22 protein-coding genes and 1 riboswitch are annotated in these 24,008 nt (G+C 67.7%); of the genes, 7 read left to right on the top strand and 15 right to left on the bottom strand.

What is annotated here, in order from left to right; all coding sequences use genetic code 11:
* Nucleotides 1-64: 64 nt before the first annotated feature.
* On the bottom strand, nucleotides 65-493 hold the full coding sequence (locus CFB40_RS01190; protein ID WP_179255238.1) for a YraN family protein: 429 nt from the start codon (nucleotides 491-493) through the stop codon (nucleotides 65-67).
* Nucleotides 494-539: 46 nt separating this feature from the next.
* Between CFB40_RS01190 and rsmI the strand changes: the two genes are divergently transcribed.
* Nucleotides 540-1,421, top strand: a complete 882-nt coding sequence (gene rsmI, locus CFB40_RS01185) for a 16S rRNA (cytidine(1402)-2'-O)-methyltransferase (protein WP_089424256.1) — start codon at nucleotides 540-542, stop codon at nucleotides 1,419-1,421.
* A 108-nt stretch (nucleotides 1,422-1,529) separates the two neighbouring features.
* On the opposite strand, the gene CFB40_RS01180 is transcribed toward rsmI, so the two are convergent.
* Nucleotides 1,530-2,138: a septal ring lytic transglycosylase RlpA family protein gene (locus CFB40_RS01180; protein ID WP_089424296.1), complete on the bottom strand. Its 609-nt coding sequence runs from the start codon at nucleotides 2,136-2,138 to the stop codon at nucleotides 1,530-1,532.
* A gap of 657 nt (nucleotides 2,139-2,795) precedes the next feature.
* On the opposite strand from CFB40_RS01180, the gene CFB40_RS01175 reads away from it, so the two are divergent.
* From CFB40_RS01175 to CFB40_RS01165, 3 genes are all read left to right on the top strand, one after another.
* Nucleotides 2,796-3,440, top strand: coding sequence for an MBL fold metallo-hydrolase (locus tag CFB40_RS01175; protein ID WP_043185095.1), 645 nt, complete (start codon nucleotides 2,796-2,798; stop codon nucleotides 3,438-3,440).
* Entirely contained in the window at nucleotides 3,437-4,096 is a 660-nt protein-coding gene (locus tag CFB40_RS01170; RefSeq protein ID WP_089424255.1) for an exonuclease, read from the top strand. The genes CFB40_RS01175 and CFB40_RS01170 overlap by 4 nt, the downstream gene beginning before the upstream one ends.
* Before the next feature lie 79 nt (nucleotides 4,097-4,175).
* Nucleotides 4,176-4,646, top strand: coding sequence for an Lrp/AsnC family transcriptional regulator (locus CFB40_RS01165; RefSeq protein ID WP_011882933.1), 471 nt, complete (start codon nucleotides 4,176-4,178; stop codon nucleotides 4,644-4,646).
* A gap of 48 nt (nucleotides 4,647-4,694) precedes the next feature.
* Here the strand turns inward: CFB40_RS01165 and CFB40_RS01160 are convergent, their stop codons facing one another.
* The 3 genes from CFB40_RS01160 to CFB40_RS01150 all read right to left on the bottom strand — a co-directional run bounded on the left by CFB40_RS01160 (nucleotide 4,695) and on the right by CFB40_RS01150 (nucleotide 7,418).
* Nucleotides 4,695-5,852, bottom strand: a complete 1,158-nt coding sequence (locus tag CFB40_RS01160; protein ID WP_089430462.1) for a cation diffusion facilitator family transporter — start codon at nucleotides 5,850-5,852, stop codon at nucleotides 4,695-4,697.
* A gap of 241 nt (nucleotides 5,853-6,093) precedes the next feature.
* Complete coding sequence (locus CFB40_RS01155; protein ID WP_006491875.1) at nucleotides 6,094-6,387, bottom strand: H-NS histone family protein; 294 nt, start codon at nucleotides 6,385-6,387, stop codon at nucleotides 6,094-6,096.
* Between the two features lie 365 nt (nucleotides 6,388-6,752).
* The gene (locus tag CFB40_RS01150; RefSeq protein WP_089430461.1) at nucleotides 6,753-7,418 is read right to left on the bottom strand and encodes a HugZ family pyridoxamine 5'-phosphate oxidase; all 666 of its coding nucleotides are present in this window, start codon (nucleotides 7,416-7,418) and stop codon (nucleotides 6,753-6,755) included.
* Between the two features lie 249 nt (nucleotides 7,419-7,667).
* Here CFB40_RS01150 and CFB40_RS01145 point away from each other — a divergent pair, with 249 nt between their 5' ends.
* Nucleotides 7,668-8,885, top strand: a complete 1,218-nt coding sequence (locus tag CFB40_RS01145; RefSeq protein WP_179255237.1) for an MFS transporter — start codon at nucleotides 7,668-7,670, stop codon at nucleotides 8,883-8,885.
* A gap of 91 nt (nucleotides 8,886-8,976) precedes the next feature.
* Here the strand turns inward: CFB40_RS01145 and CFB40_RS01140 are convergent, their stop codons facing one another.
* Nucleotides 8,977-10,119 carry a branched-chain amino acid ABC transporter substrate-binding protein gene (locus CFB40_RS01140; RefSeq protein ID WP_089430459.1) on the bottom strand — a complete coding sequence of 381 codons (1,143 nt, stop codon included), beginning with the start codon at nucleotides 10,117-10,119 and terminating at the stop codon, nucleotides 8,977-8,979.
* 417 nt (nucleotides 10,120-10,536) lie between these two features.
* Complete coding sequence (locus CFB40_RS01135) at nucleotides 10,537-11,616, bottom strand: NAD(P)H-dependent flavin oxidoreductase (protein ID WP_089424251.1); 1,080 nt, start codon at nucleotides 11,614-11,616, stop codon at nucleotides 10,537-10,539.
* A 223-nt stretch (nucleotides 11,617-11,839) separates the two neighbouring features.
* On the opposite strand from CFB40_RS01135, the gene CFB40_RS01130 reads away from it, so the two are divergent.
* Complete coding sequence (locus CFB40_RS01130) at nucleotides 11,840-12,532, top strand: dienelactone hydrolase family protein (RefSeq protein ID WP_089424250.1); 693 nt, start codon at nucleotides 11,840-11,842, stop codon at nucleotides 12,530-12,532.
* A gap of 81 nt (nucleotides 12,533-12,613) precedes the next feature.
* Entirely contained in the window at nucleotides 12,614-14,092 is a 1,479-nt protein-coding gene (locus tag CFB40_RS01125; RefSeq protein ID WP_089424249.1) for an amidase, read from the top strand.
* An 89-nt stretch (nucleotides 14,093-14,181) separates the two neighbouring features.
* Here CFB40_RS01125 and metF read toward each other — a convergent pair whose 3' ends face one another.
* The 8 genes from metF to flhB form a co-directional block, all read right to left on the bottom strand.
* On the bottom strand, nucleotides 14,182-15,012 hold the full coding sequence (gene metF / locus CFB40_RS01120) for a methylenetetrahydrofolate reductase [NAD(P)H] (protein WP_089424248.1): 831 nt from the start codon (nucleotides 15,010-15,012) through the stop codon (nucleotides 14,182-14,184).
* Between the two features lie 27 nt (nucleotides 15,013-15,039).
* Nucleotides 15,040-15,393 (bottom strand): phage holin family protein, encoded by a 354-nt coding sequence (locus tag CFB40_RS01115; protein ID WP_006477367.1) that lies wholly within the window; start codon nucleotides 15,391-15,393, stop codon nucleotides 15,040-15,042.
* A gap of 162 nt (nucleotides 15,394-15,555) precedes the next feature.
* Nucleotides 15,556-16,974, bottom strand: a complete 1,419-nt coding sequence (gene ahcY, locus CFB40_RS01110; protein ID WP_069246874.1) for an adenosylhomocysteinase — start codon at nucleotides 16,972-16,974, stop codon at nucleotides 15,556-15,558.
* A gap of 32 nt (nucleotides 16,975-17,006) precedes the next feature.
* A riboswitch (S-adenosyl-L-homocysteine riboswitch) is annotated at nucleotides 17,007-17,122 on the bottom strand.
* Between the two features lie 108 nt (nucleotides 17,123-17,230).
* Nucleotides 17,231-17,965, bottom strand: a complete 735-nt coding sequence (locus tag CFB40_RS01105) for an RNA polymerase sigma factor FliA (protein ID WP_006484033.1) — start codon at nucleotides 17,963-17,965, stop codon at nucleotides 17,231-17,233.
* Between the two features lie 22 nt (nucleotides 17,966-17,987).
* Complete coding sequence (locus CFB40_RS01100; RefSeq protein WP_089424247.1) at nucleotides 17,988-18,806, bottom strand: nucleotide-binding protein; 819 nt, start codon at nucleotides 18,804-18,806, stop codon at nucleotides 17,988-17,990.
* On the bottom strand, nucleotides 18,799-20,544 hold the full coding sequence (gene flhF, locus CFB40_RS01095; RefSeq protein ID WP_089430458.1) for a flagellar biosynthesis protein FlhF: 1,746 nt from the start codon (nucleotides 20,542-20,544) through the stop codon (nucleotides 18,799-18,801). The genes CFB40_RS01100 and flhF overlap by 8 nt, the downstream gene beginning before the upstream one ends.
* A complete protein-coding gene (gene flhA / locus CFB40_RS01090; protein ID WP_089430457.1) occupies nucleotides 20,541-22,640 on the bottom strand; it encodes a flagellar biosynthesis protein FlhA in 2,100 nt (699 codons plus the stop codon). Before flhA ends, flhF begins: the two co-directional genes overlap by 4 nt.
* Nucleotides 22,637-23,833, bottom strand: a complete 1,197-nt coding sequence (gene flhB / locus CFB40_RS01085) for a flagellar biosynthesis protein FlhB (RefSeq protein WP_089424244.1) — start codon at nucleotides 23,831-23,833, stop codon at nucleotides 22,637-22,639. Before flhB ends, flhA begins: the two co-directional genes overlap by 4 nt.
* Nucleotides 23,834-24,008: the final 175 nt, after the last annotated feature.

Here is a 24,008-nt window from a genome sequence, read left to right as displayed (position 1 = left end):
CCGTACTCCGGCACCCTCTCCGGCGGTCCGGCAAGAACTCTTTACATCTCGTCACAGCTCGCCGCTACGCATCGTCGGCACGAAATGCGTCGCGCAGCCACGCGAGCCGGCCGGCCTCGAACGCGACGACGTCGAAGCGGCACGCGGCGCCGGCGCCGTGCCGCACCCAGAACTGGAGCGCGGCCGCCACCAGGCGACGCCGCTTGCGCCAGCCGACGCTCGCGGCCGCGCCGCCATGCCGGACGCTGCGCCGCGCGCGCACCTCGACGAACACGAGCATGCCGTCAGGCTCGCGCATCACGAGATCGAGCTCGCCACCGCGCATCGTCACGTTCGCCGCGACGAACCCGAGGCCGCGGCGTTCGAGAAACTGCCGCGCGCGCAGCTCGAATGCCGCGCCGACCGGTTTGGATCGCGCCGCATCCGAAAAGTTGTCGCCGGCGCGCACCAAACCGCGCCCGTCGCCCGGCCGGGCCGGCGCCGCGTGGCACAATGCCGTCCTTGTTCCGCTTGCGCCGCGATTGCGCGCATTGCCTGCCATGACTGCCCTCCTCGAACTCGCGCACACGCAGCACTACCCGGACGCCGCGCTCTACGTGGTCGCCACGCCGATCGGCAACACCGCCGACATCACGCTGCGCGCGCTGCACGTGCTCGGCCTCGCCGACCGCATCGCGGCCGAAGACACCCGCAACACGGGCCAGCTGCTCGCCCGCTACGGGATCTCGAAACCGCTCGTCGCCGTGCACGAGCACAACGAACGCGAAGCCGCGCAACGCGTGATCGAACTGCTGCGCGGCGGCGAGCGCGTGGCCTATGTATCGGACGCCGGCACGCCCGGCATCTCGGATCCCGGCGCGCGGCTCGTCGACGCGGTGCGCGCCGCCGGCTTCGCGGTGATTCCGCTGCCGGGCGCGAGCGCGGCCGTGACCGCGCTGAGCGTGGCCGGCGACTGGGCCGGCGCGTTCACGTTCGCGGGCTTCCTGCCGCCGAAGACGAAGCAGCGCGCGACCGCGCTGCAGGCGCTGGTATCGCACCCGTATGCACTGGTGTTCTACGAGGCCCCGCACCGGATCGCCGAAACCGTCGCCGCACTCGCCGACGCATTCGGCCCCGCGCGCCGGCTGCTGATCGCGCGCGAGCTCACCAAGCTACACGAGCAGTTGTTCCAGGGCACCCTGGCCGAAGGACAGACCTGGCTCGCCGGCGATGCGAACCGGCAGCGCGGCGAGTTCGTGCTGGTGGTCGAAGGCGCACCGGCGACGAGCGGCGAAGCCGACGACACCGCGCACGACGCGCTGCTCAAGCTGCTGCTGGAAGAGGTGCCGGTGAAGAGCGCGGCCAAGCTCGCGGCCGCGCTGACGGGCGCGTCGCGCAACACGCTGTATGCGCGTGCGCTGGCGCTGAAGGACGAAAGCTGACACGCGAGGCGGCCGGCACCGGGAAGCCGGCGCCGGCATCGCGCCGCGCAGGAAAGACAAAGGGCTGCCCGCGGGCAGCCCTTTTGCATGAGCGGTCGAGCCGCTGCGTTACTTCGCCGAGACCGACGCGAACATTTCGTCGCGTGCCTCGCGCGCTTCCTGCGGCGACAGCCCTTCGATCTTCACGCGGCCCGTGCCGGCGTGCACGAGGCCGATCATCTTGGCGGCCGCATACGACAGGTCGAGCACACGACCGCGCTTGAACGGCCCGCGATCGTTGACCTTCACGACGACCCACTTGCCGGTCGACGCGTTCGTCACCTTGATGTACGACGACAGCGGCAGCGTGCGGTGTGCGGCGGTGAGTGCATTCATGTTGAAGCGCTCGCCGTTCGCGGTGCGGCGGCCGTGGAAGTCCCGCCCGTACCACGATGCGCGGCCCGTCTGGCGGAAATCGGACACATCCTTGCCGTCGATCGGCTCGGCGTCCGCCAGCGACGACTTCTTCGCGTCCTTGCTGTCGGCAGCCGGCATCGATGCCAGCGCGGAATCAAAGTTCAGCTGCTTGTCGCTATCCGCCTTCGCGGCGGCGGCCGTCTTGTCGACGGCGTTCTTCTGGTTCGCGCTACCGGTGGTCTGGCTGGGTGGCACCGCGCAGCCCGTCAGCGCAAAAAACAATGCAATGGTCCCGAATCGACTCGGAAAACGTAAATTCATCGACGTGTCGCCTTCTGGTTCGGGCCGCGCCTTCATCACGCCGATTCACGGCGCGGATATGCGGCCCGGACGGCAAATGCGTGCACGCCCCGCTCGGATGCGAGCAGGCGGCTAGCATGGGCGCGGCTTTCGTCTAGGCCGCAACCGTCCTGATTAGCTTTCACGTCTGGCGCAACCTGTCCCCAACAGCCTGACCAGACCCCACATGCCGCCATCGAACATGGCTTCACGTTCGCGCGCGTCGAAACGACCGACTCACAGGAACGGCGGCACAGGCCCCATCCGGCGGCGCGGCAGCAGGGCCGCAGGCGGGCGCGCAGCACCCGGCCGGACAAGACGTGAGCACCGAATATTCGGTGCTGGATACACCGCCGGACTCCCCGGCGGCTGATGCTTGACGGTGCCTCCGACGCCCCTTTTTTAACGGGGCCGAAACACCAGCGAATTGCGTGAAATTCACGTGCAATGGGGCGCATTATACATAAACCAAAAGGTTGTCTCGAAAAGCGCCCGTCGGGGACCATTGATTCTCACTATGGCCGTAACAATCGACATGCTCCGGGAATGCCCGGAGGCGTCCGCCGCGACGCGCGTCGCGCGACCGGCAGGCGGCACGCGCGACCGGTACAATCGCTCCTTTTAGCCGCCGGTGCCTCCATGAAAGTCACGCTCATTCCGGTCACGCCGTTCCAGCAGAACTGCTCGCTGCTCGTCTGCGAGAAAACGGGCCGCGCCGCCGTCGTCGATCCGGGCGGCGATCTCGACCGGATCGAACAGGAAGTCGCGCGGCAGAACGTGCAGGTCGAGAAGGTGCTGCTCACGCACGGGCACATCGATCACTGCGCGGGCGCGAAGACGCTCGCGACGCATTACGGCGTGCCGATCGAGGGGCCGCAGGAAGAAGAGCGCTTCTGGATCGAGAAGCTGCCGATGCAGAGCGAGCGCTTCGGCTTTCCGGCCGCCGAAACCTTCGAGCCGGATCACTGGCTGAACGACGGCGACACCGTGCAGTTCGGCGACGAGACGCTCGAGGTCTATCACTGCCCGGGCCACACGCCCGGCCACGTCGTGTTCTTCAGCCGCGCGCATCGCGTCGCGATCGTCGGCGACGTGCTGTTCGCGGGCTCGATCGGCCGCACCGATTTTCCGCGCGGCAATCACGAGGATCTCGTCCGGTCGATCAAGGAGAAGCTGTGGCCGCTCGGCGACGACGTGACGTTCGTGCCGGGCCACGGCCCGGTGTCGACGTTCGGCGACGAGCGCCGCACCAACCCGTTCGTGTCCGACAAGGTATTCGGATGAACCAGACCGCCATCCCGGAAATCTACGTCAGCACCGACGTCGAGGCCGACGGCCCGATTCCCGGCCCGCACTCGATGCTGAGCTTCGCGTCGGCCGCCTATACCGAGGACAAGCAGCTGATCGCGACGTTCTCGGCCAATCTCGACACGCTGCCCGGCGCGCAGGCGCACCCGGTGCAGGAAGCGTGGTGGAAGACCGAGCCCGAAGCATGGGCCGCGTGCCGGAAGGATCTGCAGGCACCCGAAGCGGCGCTGCTCGCGTACGTCGACTGGGTCGAGGCGCTGCCCGGCAAGCCGGTGTTCGTCGCGATGCCGGCGGGCTTCGATTTCACGTTCATGTTCTGGTACATGATGCGCTTCGCGGGCCGCTGCCCGTTCTCGTGGTCGGCGCTCGACATCAAGACGCTCGCGTTCGCGATGACGGGCCTGCCGTACCGAAAGGCGATCAAGCCGCGCTTTCCGAAGCACTGGTTCGACGACCATCCGCACACGCACGTCGCGCTCGACGACGCGATCGAGCAAGGCGCGCTGTTCTGCAACATGCTGGCCGACCTGCGCCGCCAGCAGGCCGCGCTCGCGGGCCTCGCGGTGTCGGACACCGATCGGTCGGAAAACGCAGGCGCGGGACAAAATCCCACGGATCCGCGAGCAAATTAGCGAATCTCGCTCAACAACGCGACGCCAGATTGCCTTTCCTTTCCCGGCCCTCTAACATTCAGCGTGTTGTAGCTGCCGCATGGAGGCGCAGGTGACGCTCGATTCCTTTTCGCAAAAAATCCTTCGCCTGTTGCAGCTCGACGCGCGCCGCTCGGTCCAGGAAATCTCGGACCAGGTCGGCCTGTCGAGCACGCCGTGCTGGCGCCGCATCAAGGACATGGAACAGTCGGGCGTGATCCAGCGCTACACGGCGCTGCTCGATCGCGAGAAGCTCGGCCTGCACGTCTGCGCGCTCGCGCACGTGCACCTGACCCGCCACAACGAAGGCGGCGTCGAGCAGTTCGAGCGCGAGATCTCGACCTGCCCGGAAGTCACCGAGTGCTACAGCACGACCGGCGAAGCCGACTACATCCTCAAGATCGTCGCGCCGGACATCAAGGCCTACGACGTGTTCCTGCACGAACGCATCTTCAAGATCCCCGCCGTGTCGCAGGTGCGCACGAGCGTCGTGCTGCGCGAGATCAAGTTCGACACGCAACTGCCGCTGTAACGCGCCAGCACGCGCCGGCGGCCTTCTATCCCGTGTGCCCGCGGCGGGTCACGCATGCGCGGGCATCGTGCGCGTGAAGCCGATCCGGCGCGCGCCGAACTCGCGCTTCAGCGCGTCGGCGTCGAGCCTTCCAGCCAGCGCCGCGTCGGTGTCGTGCGGATCGCAGGCAAGCGTCACGTCGATCTCGAGCCCCGTACTCAGGTAATGCAGGTTGATGGCCGCCGCATGCAGCCCGCGCTGCGCGAGCGCGGCCTCGAGCCGTGCCACGATCTCGCCGCGCGGCGGCAGCGCGAGCGCCGGACGGCGCGCCGCGTCGTTCTCGGGATCGACATGGATCAGCGCATCGAGCACGCGCGCGTCGGTCAGCACGCGCGCACGCGCGGTCTCGGCGATGTAGTGCCCTTCGGAGACGGAGATTTTCGGATCGACGAGGATGTGCGCGTCGACGAGCGCGGCATCGCCCATCTTGCGCGTGCGCAGGTCGTGCACGTCGCGCACGCCCGGCGTCGCCGCGAGCAGCGCGCGGATCTCGGCCGTATCGGTCGTATCGAGCGCGCGGTCGGAGAGGTCCTGCAACGCGTCATAGCCGAACGTCCAGCCCATGCGCGCAACCATGAAGCCGACGATCGCCGCCGCGATCGGGTCGAGCAGCCGCACGCCGGCCAGGCTGCCGACGATGCCGATCGCGACGACGAGCGACGACGCGGCATCCGAACGCGCATGCCATGCATTCGCGACGAGCATCGCCGAACGGACGCGCCGCGCTTCGCGCAACATGTAGCGAAACAGCGCCTCTTTCGACACGAGCACCGTCAGCGCGACGAGCAGCGCGGAAAAATGTACCGCCGGAATGTTTTCGAGATTAACGAGGCGGTCGCCGGCCCGCCAGAGCATGCCGACGCCAACCGCAATCAGGATCGCGCCGAGAAACAGCGAGGCGACGGTCTCGTAGCGGCTGTGGCCGTAATTGTGGTCGGCATCCGGCGATGCGCCGCTATGCCGATTCGCAACCAGCACGACAAAATCCGAGATCAAATCGGAAATCGAATGCACCCCGTCAGCAATCAATGCCTGCGAATGGGCAATCACGCCGACGACGATCTGAAATGTCGCAAGCACGACATTCAGCACAATACTGACGAACGTGCTCTTGCGTGCAACCGCGTGCTTATCTGCGCTCTGCGCGTCGCCGGAAAACGTGGACATGAAATATGAGATATCGGTGAGCGATACCCGATTCTATCAAGGGCGCCCCGTGAACCCCGCCAATACCCACAAATTTCTTATTTAAATCAACCGCTTATGCGAACGGGTCGTATTTTCATTCACGCCCCATTATTACATTTCCATGACAACGCCATGTGCGCGGCGAGCGCAGAAAACAAAAAAGCCGCGCTCCTTAACGGACACGCGGCTCTTTTGAAGAGCAGGCTATTTAAACGGACGTTTAAATCGCAAACTGTTCGCGGTTCTTGCCTGCGATCCAGCGCGGCGGCTTGCCGCGGCCCGACCACGTCGCGCCCGTTTCCGGATCGCGGTATTTCGCGGCAACGCCTGCGCGCGGACGGCCAACCTTACCTGCCTTCGCGCGGCTGAGACCGAGTTCGGCGAGCGAAAAGCCGTAGTCGGCAATTTTCTGCTTCACGTCATTCAGCACTTCAGCGTATTCACGCGACTTTGCTTCTTCGATTTGCTTCTCCAGCTTCTCCCGCTGGGCCAGCAGGTCCTTGTAAGAAGACATAGTTTCCCTTTCTATCTGACCAATGGCGCCGGTCTGCAGCCAGCTCACCATTCATGAAATATATGTGCCTCGGATTTTCGAAGGCAGAGATTAGCACAAAAAAGATTTGATAGAAGCGGGATTCATGAAAATCCCGAGATCAATTGGAATTCACACGTGTCATTTTGACCGGCCACGGCCTTTTCTCAAATTTTTACGTTCCTACACAGAGATTAGGACATTAGCGATTGGCTATTAGGTCTATCAACATACGCAATTACCCTGCATTTGAAAAATAGAAGCTTTCATCGGACGACAGTTTTACGAAAATCGGATGGCGCGCCTCGCTAAACGGGCAAAGCGCGGAGCCGCCGGTATCCGCGACGTCACGTCACATCCCGCGCGCACGCCATCAGCCGCTCGCGCCATTCGCCCGCATCGGCCTCGGCCAATGGCGTATCGAACGGCGTACGCACGCGGCGGCCGTCATGTCGCCAGTCGGCGCCGTGGCGATCGACGCCGAGCAATTCGAGCCCGTCGCGGCGCGCCGCGCCGGCATCGTACGCGTCCCATAACGCCTGCTCCTCGTCGAACGCGAGCGGCGGCAGCGCATCGAGATGCGTGCCGTCGACCCAGCCCATGCGCCCGAACCCGCCGATATAGCGCAGCCGCTCGACGTCGAGTGCCCAGAACGTGAAATCGCCCAGCGCGAGATAGCGCGCGGCATCCGGCTCATAACGACAGTAGCGCGCGGTGACGTGCGGATCGTCGCCGAGCGGCACGAACCGGCCGAGCAGCGTCGCGCGCTCGGCGTTCAGCACGTCGCCGTCGGGCGCATCGACGACGAGGAAGCCCGCGCGCGGATCGGCGGCCAGATTGCGCGTGTGCTCCGCAAGGCCGCTCACGAGGATCACGGGACGATGGCTTGCATCGGGTGCAAACGGGACGACCGTCGGATACGGGAAACCCTGCGGATCGCGCGAATGGGTGGCGAGCGTGCCGAGCGCGCAGCGGTGCAGCAAATGCACGGCGAGAGCGGGATCGATGTTCAAGAGGACTCCTGCGGTCGAAGGGGGGCGCACCGGGCACGCCATGCGCTCCGATGTTACCCGCGGGCGCGGCGCGCCGTGCATCGGTCGAACGGCCAGGGCAGTCGATGCGGCCGAACGCGGGTCACTGACTAATCGCCGGATCATCGGCCGAACGGCCAACGCCCGGCACGATCGTAAGCGGTTCGATAGAATCGGACGAATCCGACGGGCGCCGCGTGCGTCCGTGCATTTCCTTTGATGAGCGTCATCGTGTCCGAATCCTCCTCCCCCGAATCGTCGTCCCCGTTCGCCGCGCCCCCCGACGCGCATCGCGTGCTGTCGCTGCCGGCCCGCCAGCGGGCCCGCGCGGCATCGATGGCGCTGTTCTTCGTCGCCGGCATGATGTTCGCGTCGTGGGGCGTGCACGTGCCGACCGTGCGCGACAAGTTCGCGCTGAGCCCCGGGCTGCTGTCGATCGCGCTGTTCGCGGTCGCCGTCGGGTCGATCGCCGCGATGCTGACCATCGCGCGCTGGATCGCGCGCGTCGGCTCGCGCACCGCGTGCCTCGCGGGCGGGCTCGTGATGTCGGCCTGCGCGGCGCTGATCCTCGTCGTGCCCGACTACCCGTTGCTGCTAGCGGTGCTCGCGCTGTTCGGCTTCTCGATGGCGACGCTCGACGTGGCGATGAACGCCGAGGCCAGCGCGGTCGAAATCGCGATCGGCAGGCCGATCATGTCGTCGCTGCACGGCATGTTCAGCATCGGCGGGATGGCCGGCGCGGCCGCCGGCGGCGCGCTGCTGTCGGCCGGCATGGCGCCGGCCGTGCATCTCGCGCTCGCGGCCGCGACCAGCGCGACGGTGCTCGTGGTCGCCAGCCCGGCCGTGCTCCCGCATGTGCCGCATCACGAACACGCGCACGGCGGCGGCAACCGCTGGCGCTCGCCGGCGTTGTGGATGCTCGGCGGCATCGCGCTCGTCGCGCTGATCGCCGAAGGCGCGATGTACGACTGGGCGACGGTCTACATGCGCGACGTCGTCGTGGCGAGCCCCGCGCTCGCCAGCGCCGCCTATGCCGCGTTCTCGGGCGGGATGGCCATCGCGCGCTTCGCGGGCGACGCCGTGCGCGCCCGCTTCGGCGCGCCGCAGCTCGTGTTCGCGAGCGCGTCGCTCGCCTGCGCGGGGATGATCGGCGCGCTGCTGCTGCCGTATTCGGCCACGGTGCTGACCGGCTTCACGCTGATAGGCCTCGGCCTCGCGAACATGATGCCGGTGCTGTTCGCGGCCGCCGCGCGCGTGAAAGGCATCCATGCGGCCGAAGGGCTCGCGCACGTGGCCGGCCTCGCGTATTTCGGCATGCTGTTCGGTCCGGTCGTGATCGGCGCCGTCGCGCAGGCGTCGAACCTGACGATCGGCCTGTCCGTCGTCGCGCTGTGCGCGGCGCTCGTCGCGGCCGTCGCGCCGAAGGTGCTCGCGCGGCTGAAGATCTGACGGGGCGCGGCACGACGCGCCGGCCCAAAAAGAAAGCGCGCATGCGTTGCCGCATGCGCGCTTTCACCCCTTCTGTTGACCGCTTGTATCGTTACATCTTCACTTCATCGAGCAGCGACTTCTTGCCGCCCTTGTAGTTGTACAGCGAGATCACGCCGTGCTGCAGGTCGCCCTTCGAGTCGAAGGTCGTCGTGCCGATCACGCCCGAGTAGTTCGTCGCCGGCATCGCGGCGAGGATCTTCGCCGGATCCGCCGAGTTCGAGCGCTTCATCGCATCGACGATGATGTACACGGCGTCATACGTGAACGGTGCGTAGATCTGGATCGGCTGGCCGAAGCGCTTCTCGTACTTCGCCTTGAACGCCGCGCCGCCCGACATCTTCTCGAGCGAAGCACCGGCTTCCGAGCACACCACGTTGTCGGTCGCGTCGCCGGCCAGGTCGGCCAGCTTTTCCGTGCACACGCCGTCGCCCGCGAAGATCTTCGCGCGCAGGCCGAGCTGCTTCGCCTGCTTCGCGAACGGGCCGCCCGTTGCGTCCATGCCGCCGTACATGATCGCGTCCGGATTCTCGCCCTTGATCTTGGTCAGAATCGCGCGGAAGTCGACCGCCTTGTCGTTCGTCGCGTCGTGCGACATCACCTTCAGGCCGAGCGCCTTGGCCTTCTTCTCGAACTCGTTCGCGAGACCCTGGCCGTACGCGGTCGAATCGTCGACCACGGCCACGCTCTTGATGCCCTTCGAGTGCGCGTAGTTCGCGAGTGCCGGACCCTGCTGCGCATCGGTGGCCACCACGCGGTACGTGGTCTTGAAGCCCTGCTGCGTGTAGGCCGGGTTGGTCGCCGACGGCGAGATCTGCACGATGCCCGCATCGCTGTAGATCTTCGAGGCCGGGATCGACGTGCCCGAGTTCAGGTGGCCGACCACCGCGACGACCTTGTCGTCGACGAGCTTCTGCGCAACCTGCGTGGCCTGCCGCGGGTCGGCCGCGTCGTCCTGCGGGTCGAGTTGCAGCGTGATTTTCTGGCCGCCGACCGTGAGACCCTTGGCGTTGATCTCTTCAACCGCGAGACGTGCGCCGTTTTCGTTGTCCTTGCCCAGGTGTGCAATGCCGCCCGTCAAGGGCGCGACGTGGCCGATCTTGACGACTTGATCGGCCGCTGCGTTGCCCGCAGCTGCAGCGCACAGCATCGCGGCCGCGGTGATCGGCAACAGCTTTTGCATCTTGATATTCATGTAAGTCTCCAGTTTCGGTCCCAATAAAACGCCATCGCCCGGTGCCCCGCTGCCATCCCTGTGTTTGCAATCACTGGACGATTCGCCGGTTGCATCGTTCATGCACTTGGCCTCAAGCACGTGGAAACCGCCGCTTTTAGCAGCCGCCCGTCCGTACTTGCGCGCAAGTGTAGGTGATCAAATTAATTTGTGGGACTTTTTTGGGGTAGTGGTAACACTACCGATATGCACGCTCTGGAATGACGACTCGAATATCGCCGCAAGCCCCGCCGGATAAGGGTTTCCGCTAATTTCAGGTGGCTTTCTGAAAGGTCGTTTTAAAACAATCCGGGGGCATTTCGATTCGGTATTTTGTGCCCGTGATCATTGAATGAAACGCGCGTGACAACGCGCGTTTCGTCGTCCGACATGAACGCATCAGGCAGCCGCCGCACGCCATTCGGCATCGAGCGCGGCGACGAGCTGCGACGTCGTCAGCGCATCGCCGCGCCGCCGCGCGAGCGGCGCGCCCTGCCCGGCCCACAGCGACAGGTAGTCGCCGTCGTTCGCGCGCGCGGCGGCCTGGCGCAGCGGCTGGGTCAGCGCGTTCTGCACCGGGTACGGCGCGGCGTCGGCCACGCGTTCGCCGAGCCGGGCCATCAGCGTGTTGCGCAGCCCGCGCGCGTGGCGGCCGGTGATCGCGCGCGTGACCTGCGTCGACGTGTCGGTGCTCGCGAGCAGGCGCGCCTTCCAGTCCGCCGCGATCGCGCTTTCCGTGCAGGTGAGGAACGCGGTGCCGAGCTGTGCGCCCTGCGCGCCGAGCGCGAGCGCGGCCGCGATCCCGCGGCCGTCCATGATGCCGCCCGCGGCGAGCACGGGCAGGCCGGTCGCGTCGACCAGTTGCGGCACGAGCGCGAGCGTACCGATCAGCGCATCGTCGGCGGAACCGATGAACGTGCCGCGATGGCCGCCCGCCTCGGCGCCCTGCGCGGACAGCGCGTCGGCGCCGGCCGCCTGCCAGGCGAGGCCCTCGGCCACGTGCGTCGCCGTGCCGATCACGTAGGTGCCGGCCGCCTTCAGGCGCGCGACGTCGGCCGCATCGAGCACGCCGAACGTGAAGCTCGCAACGGGCACGCGCAGCGCCACGAGCGCATCGAGCTGTGCGCGGAAGTCGGGCGCATAGCGCGCGGGGACGGTGCCCGGCGGCAACCCGAGCACCGCGTTCAGCGGGTCGATCGCGGCGAGCGCGCGGGCGACGGTCGCCGCGTCGGGCGTCGCGTCCGGCAGCACGAACAGGTTGATCGCGAACGGGCGATCGGTCGCCGCGCGGATGGCTTCGACTTCGGTCGCGAGGCGCTCGGGCGCGAACGCGGCGGCGCCGAGACTGCCGAGCGCGCCGGCATTCGACGCGGCGGCGACCATCGCGGTCGTAGTCGCGCCGACCATCGGCGCCTGCACGAGCGGCAGGCGCAGGCCGAAGCGTTCGGAAAAGGGCGTGGAAAACAGACGGGCAGACATGGCGAATCCTTCGATGACGATGCGCGAAAGCGCTTTGTAAAGGCCGGCACATCGACTCTATCGAAGCGGCGCAGCGCCGAAAAATGAATAATCGAGATCGAAACGATCGCTGCGCGAGAAGCGGGCGCATGCGCTGCACCGTCACACGATCGATGGCACACTAGGCCGCCCTCTTCCACCCCGGGGCGCGCATCGCGCACCCCGTTCGCCAGGAGTTCAGAACGTGACTGCCCAATGGATCGACATCCCCGCCGGTAACGACAGCTTCGGCGGCTATCTCGCGCTGCCCAAGCGCGGCAAAGGCCCTGCCGTCATCATCATCCAGGAGATCTTCGGCGTGAACGCGCACATCCGCGCGGTGGCCGACCAGTACGCGTCCGACGGCTTCGTCGCGCTCGCGCCGGACGTGTTCTGGCGCACGCAGCCGCGCGTCGAGCTCACCTACGAAGGCGCGGATCGCGACAAGGGCATCGAGCTGATGAAAAAGACCGACGTGGGCCTCGCGGTCGCGGACATCGGCGCGGCCGCCGATGCGTTGCGCGCGCGCCCGGAAGTGGCCGGCAAGGTTGCCGCGATCGGCTACTGCTTCGGCGGCCAGCTCGCGTACCGCGCGGCCGCGACCGGCAAGATCGACGCGGCCGTGGCCTACTACGGCGGCGGTATCCAGAACGCGCTCGATCTGGCCGGCCAGATCAAGCAGCCGATCCTGTTCCACTACGCGGGACACGACCACGCGATCCCGCCCGAGGCCGTCGACCAGGTGAAGGCCGCTTTCGCCGGCCACGGCCACGCGTCGTTCCACGACTATCCGGGCGCCGAGCACGGCTTCAACTGCACGGACCGCGCGTCGTACAACCAGCGCGCGTCGGCGCTCGCGCACGGCCGCACGCTGACCTTCCTCGCCGAGCACCTCTAAAAACGGCCGGCCGCGGGCCCCGCGCACCGGGCCCGCGTTATGCTGCTGTCATCGCCACGAACCACAACGGGGATGACAGCGATGCACTCGGACTATCTCGCGCATGACGCGATCGGCCTCGCCACACTGGTACGTGAACGCAAGGCGAGCCCGCGCGAACTGCTCGACGCCGCGATCGGCCAGGCCGAAGCGGTCAACGGCGCGATCAACGCGATCGTGCTGCAGGACTACGAAGCCGCACGCCAGCGCGCGGCCGCCACACCCGACGGCGGCACCGACGCGCCGTTCGCCGGCGTTCCCTATCTCGTGAAGGATCTCGGCGCGGCGGTCGCCGGGCTGCCGCTGTCGATGGGCAGCCGGCACTACCGGTATTTCGTGCCCGCCGACGATTCGCCGGTGATCGCGCGCAGCCGCGCGGCCGGTCTCAACGTGTTCGGCAAGACCAACACGTCGGAGATCGGCCAGATGCCGTACACGGAACCCGAACTGTTCGGCGCGTGCCGCAACCCGTGGAATCTCGATCACACGCCCGGCGGCTCGAGCGGCGGTGCGGCGGCGGCCGTCGCGGCCGGCATCGTGCCGCTCGCGCATGCTTCCGACGGCGGCGGCTCGATCCGCATTCCGGCGTCGTGCTGCGGGCTGTTCGGCCTGAAGCCGAGCCGCAACCCGGTACTCGTCGACCTGCCGTCGAACGGCGAGCTGGTCGTCCAGCATGCGGTCACGCGCAGCGTGCGCGACAGCGCGCTGCTGCTCGACGTGACGACCGGCCAGACCTTGCCACCGGGCGCGCCCGGCACATTCCTCGGCGAACTCGACACGCCGCCCGGCCCGCTGCGGATCGGCCTCGTGCTCGACCCGATGCTCGCGCCGGCACTCGCCGACGACACGCGCGCGGCGCTCGACGACGCGGCCGCACTGCTCGAATCGCTCGGCCACCATGTCGAGCCGGCGACGCTGCACGTCAACTACGCGCGCGCGGCCGAAACCTTCCTCACGCTATGGGCGACGATCGCCGAGGAGATGGTGCTCGGCGCGCGCGCACTGACCGGCCGCACGCCGAAGCGCGGCGAATTCGAGGCCGCGACGTGGGCGATGGCCGTGATCGGCCGGCGCCTCGCGCGCACGCGCCTGCCGGACGTGCTCGAATGGCAGCGCCAGCTCACCGTGCAGGTGGCCGGCCTCGTGTCGCGCTACGACGCAATCCTGTGCGCGTCGCTCGCGGGCCCGCCGGTGAAGATCGGCGAATTGCAGCCGACGCCGCTCGAAGCGGCGCAGATGAAGGTGCTCGCCGCGCTGCCGGTGAAGCCGCTGCTGAAGGAGATGCTCGCGAGGTCGTCGGAAAAGGCGTTCACGTGGGCCGGCTGCACCGAGCTGTTCAACCTGACCGGCCAGCCGGCGATGTCGGTGCCGCTCTACTGGAACGCGCGCGGGCTGCCGATCGGCGTGCAGTTCGCCGCGCGTCATGCCGACGACGCGCTGCTGCTCCGGCTCGCCCGCCAGCTCGAACAGGCGCGGCCGTGGTTCGAGCGCCGCCCGCCGCTGATGCAGGCGCAGCGCTGACGCACGCGGCCGCGCGCCGCCGACATCCCAAAAAAAGCCCCGCCGGCACAACCGGCGGGGCTTTGACGCATGCAATCGCGTGAGCGCGCTTACATGACGAGCCGTTCACAGATCGTCCGCGTCGCGGCCGCCGTGTTCAGCGTATAGAAATGCAGACCCGGCACGCCCGCGTCGACCAGACGCTGGCACAGGCTCGTGACGACGTCCGCGCCGAACGCGCGGATCGACTCGCGATCGTCGCCGAAGCTCTCGAGCCGGCGCGCGACCCAGCGCGGCACTTCGGCGCCGCACATCTCGGAGAAGCGCATCAGCTGCGAGAAGTTCGTGATCGGCATGATGCCCGGCACGATCGGCACCTCCACGCCCAGCTTGCGCGCATCGTCGACGAAGCGGAAATACGCATCGGCGTTGAAGAAGTACTGCGTGATCGCGGAATTCGCGCCGGCTTTCACCTTGCGCGCGAAATTCTCGAGATCGGCCTTCGGCGAGCGCGCCTGCGGGTGGTACTCCGGATAGCCGGCCACCTCGATGTGGAACCAGTCGCCGTGTTCGGCACGGATGAAGCTGACGAGCTCCGACGCATAGCGCAGTTCGCCGACTTCGCCCATCCCCGACGGCAGGTCGCCCCGCAGCGCGACGATGTGGCGGATGCCGTACGAGCGGTACTGGTCGAGGATCGCGCGCAGGCTGTCGCGCGACGAACCGATGCACGACAGGTGCGGCGCGGCCTCGAGGCCGTCCTTCTGCATGTCGAGCACCGTATCGAGCGTGCCCTGCTGCGTCGAACCGCCGGCGCCGAACGTGCAGGACACGAATTTCGGCTTCAGCGGCAGCAGCTGCGCACGCGTGGCGCGCAGCTTCTCGACGCCTTCCGCCGTCTTCGGCGGGAAGAATTCAAACGAGAGTTCGATCGGTTTCATGATTCTGAGGGAACAGGCCCTGGGGCGTCAGCCGATGTCGCGCTGACCGAAGATCAGGGCGGACAGCAGCCACGACACGATGCTGTACAGGATCGAACCGAAGAATGCGGACCAGAAGCCCGACACCTCGAAGCCCTTCAGCAGCGACGACGCGAACCAGAAGCACAACGCGTTCACGACGAGGATGAACACCCCGAGCGTGACGATCGTGACGGGCAGCGTCAGCAGGATCAGCACCGGACGGATCACCGTGTTGATCAGGCCGAGCACGACCGCGATGATCAGCGCCGTGCCGAAGCTCTTGATGTGGATCGACGGCACGAGGTAGGTGATGATCAGCAGCGCGAGCGCGTTGATGACCCAGGTGAGGATGACGCTCATGGAGTGCTCCGGTTCGGTTGTCGATCGGTACGATCAGTGGCCGCCGCCGGCTGCCGCGGGGGCCCGAAGGCGCACCGCGGCAGCCGGCGATCCCGCGCCGTGCCGCCGTACCGGGTGCGCGCGGGTGACGCGCGAACGGCACCGCGGCAGCGGCACATCGGATCAGTAGCGGTAGTGGTTCGGCTTGAACGGGCCGTCCTTCTGCACGCCGATGTACGAAGCCTGCTCGTCCGACAGCACGGACAGGTTCGCGCCGATGCGCGCGAGGTGCAGGCGCGCAACCTTTTCATCGAGGTGCTTCGGCAGCACGTACACCTTGTTCTCGTACTCGTTGCCGCGCACGAACAGCTCGATCTGCGCGAGCGTCTGGTTCGCGAACGAGTTCGACATCACGAACGACGGGTGGCCGGTCGCGCAGCCGAGGTTCACGAGGCGGCCTTCCGCCAGCAGGATCACGCGCTTGCCGTCCGGGAAGATGATGTGGTCGACCTGCGGCTTGATGTTTTCCCACTGGTACTGGCGGGTCGACGCAACGTCGATTTCCGAGTCGAAGTGGCCGATGTTGCAGACGATCGCGTTGTGGCGCATCGCCTTCATGTGATCGTGGTTGATCACGTGGTAGTTGCCGGTGGCCGTCACGAAGATGTCGGCCTTGTCGGCCGCGTATTCCATCGTCACGACGCGGTAGCCTTCCATCGCCGCCTGCAGTGCGCAGATCGGGTCGATTTCGGTGACCCACACGGTCGCGCCCAGGCCGCGCAGCGACTGCGCGCAGCCCTTGCCCACGTCGCCGTAGCCCGCGACGACCGCGACCTTGCCCGCGATCATCACGTCGGTCGCGCGCTTGATGCCGTCGACCAGCGATTCACGGCAGCCGTACAGGTTGTCGAACTTCGACTTGGTGACCGAATCGTTCACGTTGAACGCCGGGAACGGCAGGCGGCCGTCCTTTTCCATCTGGTACAGGCGGTGCACGCCGGTCGTGGTTTCTTCGGTCACGCCCTTGATGTGCGCGAGGCGCGTCGAGTACCAGGTCGGATCCGCATCGAGGTGCTGCGCGATCGACTTGTACAGCGCGACTTCTTCCTCGTTGGTCGGCTTCGCGATCACCGAACGGTCCTTCTCGGCCTTCGCGCCGAGGATCAGCAGCAGCGTTGCGTCGCCGCCGTCGTCCAGGATCATGTTCGCGAACTCGCCGTTCGGCCATTCGAAGATGCGGTGCGAGAACTCCCAGTATTCGTCGAGCGATTCGCCCTTGAACGCGAACACCGGCGTGCCGGCTTCGACGATCGCGGCAGCGGCGTGGTCCTGCGTCGAGAAGATGTTGCACGAGGCCCAGCGGACGTCCGCGCCGAGCGCCTTCAGCGTCTCGATCAGCACGCCCGTCTGGATCGTCATGTGCAGCGAACCGGCAATGCGCGCGCCCTTCAGCGGCTGCTGCGCCTTGTATTCGTCACGGATCTGCACGAGGCCCGGCATTTCGGTCTCGGCGATGTTCAGTTCCTTGCGGCCCCAGCCGGCCAGCGCCATGTCGGCGACGACGTAATCGTTGGAAGCTTTGGAATCGATAATGGCGTTCATCACGCCCTCCTTTCTAAAAAGTTTCTAGATTGGTGACGTGAGCGCCGTTCAGGAAGCGGGGCCGACGCGGTTGTGCCGCACGACTGCTTGGTGAAGCCTTCCGAGCCTGGCGGACGCAGGGTGGTCCGTCGCAACGCTCCTCGGAAAGCGGAGAGGATTGTAGCAAATCGGCGCGCAGAATGCGCAAGCCTGCACATACACGACGCGCACCCGGCACACGCGCGCGGCGTCGGCGCGCGCGGCCGTCAGTAAAGGGTCAGGACTCCGCGCCGACCCACGCCTGTTCGCGCAGCCGGGCACGCAGGCGCGCGACCGCCTGGCTGTGCAGCTGGCACACCCGCGATTCGCTCACTTCGAGCACCGCGCCGATCTCGCGCAGATTCAGACCCCGTTCGTAGTACAGCGACATCAGCAGCTTCTCGCGCTCCGGCAGCCGCTCGATCGCCTCGACGAGCGCTTCGCGCAGGTGCTCGTCGAGCAGCGCCGACAGCGGATCGGCGTGATCGACGCGGTAGCGGTCGAGGAACGGCTCGTCGTCGGCCGCGCGGTCGAAATCCTCGTAGTAGATCAGCTGGCTGCCGTGCAGGTCCTGCAGCATCCCCTGGTATTCGTCGAGCGGCATGTTCAGGTGCTGCGCGATCTCGGTCTCGCTCGCCGAGCGGCCGAGATGCTGCTCGACCTGGTGCACCGCGTGCTCGACCTCGCGCGACGTCTTGCGCAGGCTGCGCGGCAGCCAGTCGTTGCTGCGCAGCTCGTCGAGCATCGCGCCGCGGATACGCTGCGTCGCGTAGGTCTCGAACTGCGCGCCCTGGTCTTCCTTGTAGCGGCCGGCCGCGTCCATCAGGCCGATCATGCCGGCCTGGATCAGGTCGTCGAGGTCGACGCTCGCCGGCATCTTCGCGACGAGCTGCAGCCCGAGGCGTCGCACGAGCGGCGCATATTGCGCGAGCACGTCGGCCTGGGACATCTTTCCTTGAGCGTTGTACATCATGGCTCTCTCCTTCCGGTGGCGCTCACGCGGCGTGTGCCGCGCCCGCCTCATACGACGGCTTGCCGCCCGCGTGCACGGCACGGCCCGCACCCGAGCGCGGGCGCATCGGCCAGTACAGCAGGTCGGCGGCAATCTGCCGGTAGTCGCGCGCGGCGGGCGACGACGGGAACGCGTCGACCGCGGCACGCGTCAGCTCGCGCGCATGCTCGACGAGCGGATCGGCGCTCACGCAGCCCGCGTCGGCGATCGACACCGTCAGGTAGCGGCTCGCGACGCCCGCGAGGTTGTCGAACGCCGTCTTCGCGTCCGCGTGGCTGCCGACGTGATTAGTCAGCACGCGGAACTGCGCGAACGCATGCGCGAAATGCAGCCGCTTCATGCACGCATACGCCTCGGTGATCGCCTGCGCGGCGACCCGCGTGACGACCAGCACGTCGTGCGCTTCGCGGGCGAGCGCCGAGAACGAACCGTCGGCGCCGAGCTGCGCGTCGACGAGGACGATGTCGGCCGGGCCGTCGATGAAATCGCTCAGCTGCGCGTCGGTGTAGCCGGTGCGCGCGAGCCGCGCCGCGGCGCACAGGCCGAAGCCGGCCGCGACCCGCGTGCGCTCGCCGTCGCGCAGCCACGCGCCCGCCAGCGTCGCGCTGGCCGAATGCACGTCGGCACGCTCGTCGACGACGAGCACATCCTTGCCGAGCGACGCGAGCGCCGCCGCCAGGTTCACGACGGTGGACGTGCAGCCGACCCCCGCCGGCCCGCCCGCCACCGCGACGATGCGTGACGCGCGCCCGGCCAGCAGGCGCCGCAGCCCTTCGGCCTGGTCGATGATTCGTTTATCCAAATCGCACCTCGTGAAGCTCGGCGGTGGAACGTGCGGTCAGTGCGGAAAGCAGCGTCGGCATGTCCTCGTCTTGCGGCACGAAGGGCGAGCCGTCACGCGGTACACAGAACGCGCTCTTCAGCAGGAATTTGGTCGACGCGACGTACAGGTTCTCCGGCACTTTCTGGCCGGTCGACACGTAATGGATCGGCAGCTTGTAGCGGATCACCGTGTCGAGCACGCCGCCGAGGTGGGTCGCCTCGTCGAGCTTCGTGAGGATGCAGCCGGCCAGGTCCGGATGCTCGCCCGCGCTGCGGTACGCCTGCACGACTTCGTTGAGCGTGTCGCCGTGGCTGGTCGCGTTGAGCAGCAGCAGGCGCTGCACCGGCGCGTTCGCCCCGTGCAGCATCGCGATCTGGTCGGATACCGCGCGGTCGCGCTGGCTCATGCCGATCGTGTCGATCAGCACGATGTGCTTGTTGCGCAGCTCGGACAGCGCGAGCGCGAGGTCGCCCGCATCCTTCACCGCGTGCACGGGCACGCCGAGGATCTTGCCGAAGATGCGCAGCTGCTCGTGGCCGCCGATCCGGTAGCTGTCGGTGGTCAGCAGCGCGACCTTGCTCGCGCCGAAGCGCATCACGCAGCGCGCGGCCAGCTTCGCGGTGGTGGTCGTCTTGCCGACGCCCGTCGGCCCCATCAGCGCGAACACGCCGCCGCGCTCCATCAGCGCATCTTCGCTTTCGAGCACCGGCAGGTTCGACGCGAGCACCGATTGCGCCCATTCGGCGGCCTGTTCGAAGGTCTGCGCGCCGTCGCCGGCCGGCATGTTGTCGACCAGCATCCGCACGAGCTGCGCGGAGAAGCCGGCCGCGAACAGGTGCTTCGTCAGCGCGCCATGCACGGCGCTGCGACGCTGGCGGTCGTGCCACATCAGGCTGTCGAACTGCTCTGCCATCATCCCGCGCAGTTCGCCGAGCTCCTGCATCACCGTATCGTTGACGATCCGCTCGATGCGCGACTTCACGGCATCGGCCACCGCGGCGGCCGCGTCGGCGGACAGGCGCGTGCGCTCGGCCGCCTTCGCGGCATGCGCCGCGCTCGTGTTCGTGTCGGGGGCGCGGGGGGCGGCGGCCGGCATCCGGCGTTCGGCCTCGCGCACGATGTCGCGCGCCCAGTTGGGCGGCGTCGCGCTCGCGGCGGCCTGCGGGGCAGGCGCGCTCGCTTGCGGCGCGGCGGGCGTCGCCTGCGCGCGCGCCATCAGCGCGTCGCGCTGCTGCGTCAGGCGCTTCGCGTGCTCGACGAGCCACGGCGCGGGTTCAGAGGTGGCGGCCGGTGCGGGGGCGGCGGAGGACGGCGCTGCCGCGGCCGGCGCTTCGTCATCGGGCGCCGAAGGTTGCGCCGTCGCCTCGTCCGCGTCGGCGCTTGCACCGAACATCGACGAGAACACGTCCGGCAACCCGCCTTCGCCTGCCGCATACGGATTGACCGTCGGGCGGGCCAGCGGCGTGCCCGGGCGCGACACGATGCCCGGCACGGCGGCAGCCGGCACCGATTCCGGCGGGCGCGACGCGGCGATGCGCGGGCGTGCCGCGGCCGGCGGGGTCACGGCGGCCAGGTCCGAATCTGCCAGGGCGACGATTTCCACGCTGCCGTCATCGAGCGTGCGGTTCGACAGCACGACCGCGTCGGCGCCGAGCGCCTCGCGCACCAGACGAAGTGCGTCGCGGCTCGTTGCGCCGGTGAATTTGCGAATGTTCAAGCGGAACCCCCGATGACGTTAACGACTTTGATCGTGCGTGTGTCCGGCACTTCGGCATACGACAGCACTTTCAATTGCGGCAGGCTGCGGCGCAGGAAACGCGCGAGCATCGCGCGCAGCGCGTGCTGCACCAGCAGCACGGGCGGCAGCCCGAGATTCTGTTGACGCAGCATCGCCTGTTGCGTGCCGGTCAGAAGGTTGTGCGCGAGGCCGGGTTCGAGGCCCGGGTTCGCGCCGGTGGCGAGCGCCTGCGACAGCACGCGCTCCAGATTCGAGTCGAGGCCCATCACCTGCATCTCGCCGGCACCCGGATACCACTGCTGCGTGATCGCGCGGCCGAGCGACAGCCGCACGGCGGCCGTGATCTCGAACGCGTCGCCGCGGCCCGCGTGTTCGGACACGGCTTCGAGAATCGTGCGCATGTCGCGGATCGGCACGCCTTCCTCGAGCAGGTTCTGCAGCACCTTCTGCAGCGTCGTCAGCGAGATCGTCTTCGGCACGAGGTCCTCGACGAGCGACGGCGCATCCTTGCCGGTGCGCTCGATGAGCGACTGCACTTCCTGGCGGCCGAGCAGCTCGGCCGCGTGCTGGACGACCAGATGGTTCAGGTGCGTCGCGACGACCGTGCTCGCGTCGACCACCGTGTAGCCGTACACCTGTGCCTGTTCGCGCATCGCGACGTCGATCCACACGGCCGGCAGCCCGAACGCGGGATCCTGCGTGACGGCGCCCGGCAGCGCGGCCGTCACCTGGCCGGGGTTGATCGCGAGCCACTGGCCCGGGAACACTTCGCCGACACCGATCTCGACGCCCTTCAGCGCGATCCGGTACGCGTTCGGCCGCAGCTCGAGGTTGTCGCGGATATGGATCACCGGCGGCAGGAAGCCGATTTCCTGCGCGAATTTCTTGCGGATGCTCTTGATGCGCTTGAGCAGTTCGCCGTCGCTGTTCTTGTCGACGAGCGGGATCAGGCGGTAACCGACTTCGAGGCCGAGCGGGTCGATCAGCTGCACGTCGTCCCAGGTCGCCTCGTGGCTGTCCGACGGCAGCACCGCGGGCGGCGCGATGTCGGTCAGGTCGCCGGCCGCCTTGCGGGCCGCCGCGCGCTTGGTCTGCGTGCGGGCCAGCCAGATCGCGCCGCCGCCGAGGGCGAGGAACGCGAAGTGCGGCATGCCCGGGATCAGCCCCATCAGCACGATGATCGCGCCGGTGATGTTCAGCACGCGCGGGTTCGTGAACAGCTGGCCGGTGATCTGCGTGCCGATGTCCTCGTCGGTCGCGACGCGCGACACGATCACGCCGGCCGCGGTGGAGATCACCAGCGACGGGATCTGCGCGACGAGGCCGTCGCCGATCGTCAGCAGCGTGTAGTTCGTGCCGGCAGCCGCGAACGTCATGTCGTGCTGGACCATCCCGACGATCAGCCCGCCGATCACGTTGATCGCCATGATGATCAGGCCGGCGATCGCGTCGCCGCGCACGAACTTCGACGCGCCGTCCATCGACCCGTAGAACTCGGCTTCCTGCGACACGGCCAGGCGGCGCTTGCGCGCCTGCTCTTCGTTGATGAGGCCCGCGTTCAGGTCGGCGTCGATCGCCATCTGCTTGCCGGGCATCGCGTCGAGCGTGAAGCGCGCGGACACTTCGGCGATCCGCCCCGCGCCCTTCGTGATCACCATGAAGTTGATGATCATCAGGATCACGAACACGACGATGCCGACCGCGAAGTTGCCGCCGACCAGGAAGTGGCCGAACGCCTCGATCACCTGGCCGGCCGCGTCCGGGCCCGTGTGGCCTTCGAGCAGCACGACGCGCGTCGAGGCGACGTTCAGCGACAGGCGCAGGAGCGTGGAGAACAGCAGCACGCTCGGGAACGCCGCGAAGTCGAGCGGCTTCATCGTGTACATGCTGACGAGCAGCACCATCACGGACAGCGCGATGTTGAACGTGAACAGCAGATCCAGCAGCATCGGCGGCAGCGGCAGGATCATCATCCCCAAAATCATGCAGATGAGGATCGGGCCCGCGAGTGCGCGCAGGTTCGTGCTCGCGAACGGGTTCGGGCGCTTCGCGAACAGGCCGGTTGGGGTGCTCATGCCGTACCTCCCTTGCCGAGCGCGTCTTCCTGCTCTTCGCGTTCATCGTCGGCGGACACCGACGCGCCCTTGTCGAGGTCGGCCGGCACCTCCAGATCGACCGGCATCGCCGGGAACGCGCCGCCTTCCGAACGGAAGCGCTTGAGCTGGTAGACCCACGCGAGCACTTCGGCGACGGCCGAGTACAGCGAGCCGGGAATCTCGCGTTCGAGTTCGACGTTGTGATACAGCGCACGCGCGAGCGGCGGCGCTTCGAGCAGCGGCACGTTGTGTTCGGCCGCGAGTTCGCGGATGCGCGCGGCGACGAGGTTCACGCCCTTCGCGACGACCTTCGGCGCGCGCATCTCGCCGTCCGTGTATTGCAGCGCGACGGCGAAGTGCGTCGGGTTCGTCACGACCACGTCGGCCTTCGGCACGGCCGCCATCATCCGGCGGCGCGCGATCGCACGCTGCTGCTGGCGGATCCGCCCCTTCACGTGCGGATCGCCTTCGTTCTCGCGATGCTCGCGCTTCACTTCTTCCTTCGTCATGCGCAACTTCTTGTTGTACTGCCAGATTTGGTAAGGCACATCGAGTGCGGCGACCACCAGCATCCCGGCGACCGTCGTGCCGCAGCACACGGCGATCAGGTGCAGCGCATCGGGCAGCGCCACGCGCAGCGGCTGCGTCGCGAGGGCGAGCAGCTCGTCCTTGCTGCGCCAGATCGCGATGCCGCCGATGCCGCCGACGACCAGCGTCTTCGCGAACGACATCCCGAGCTGGATCGGCCCCTGGATCGAGAAGATCCGGCCGAGGCCCGAGATCGGGTTCAGGCGGTCGAACTTCAGCTCGAACGTCTTCGACGAGATCAGCCAGCCGCCAAGCGCCATCGGCGCGAGCAGCGCGGCAACGCCGGTGAGCGCGAGGATCGGCAGCAGCGCGGCGAAGCCTTCGAGGCTCGCGCTGCCGGCCGCCGACAGCATCCGGCTCGTGTCGAACGCGGTCGCGCGATCGAACGTGAACGCGCCGCGCAGCATCGCCTGCAGATGCCCGCCCGACGGGCCCGCGAGCAGCCACGTGCCGTAGAACCCGGCCGCGAGCAACGCGAACGAAGCCAGCTCGCGCGAACGCGCGACCTGCCCCTCCTCACGCGCCTTCTCGAGGCGCCTGGGAGTGGCGGCTTCGGTCTTGTCGAGATCGCTCTCGTCTGCCACGGGGCCTCCAGTCGGGTACGGCGGAATGCCGCTTTCCAGTGACACCGATTATTCATGGAGGCGTCAAACGCCGATCGGTCGAGCAAAGCCGGGAAAGGGGGGTATTTCGGGGAATCGGGCGAGCCGGTGCGAACGGGGACGGACGGGGGGACGGAGCGGGGTGCGGCGCGGCGGT

Origin of the sequence: Burkholderia sp. AU31652 (assembly GCF_002223155.1) — a bacterium.
In the GTDB taxonomy this organism is placed as follows: domain Bacteria; phylum Pseudomonadota; class Gammaproteobacteria; order Burkholderiales; family Burkholderiaceae; genus Burkholderia.
The sequence above is the reverse complement of the archived record's forward strand: the minus strand, read 5'-3'. Positions and strand labels throughout refer to the sequence as shown.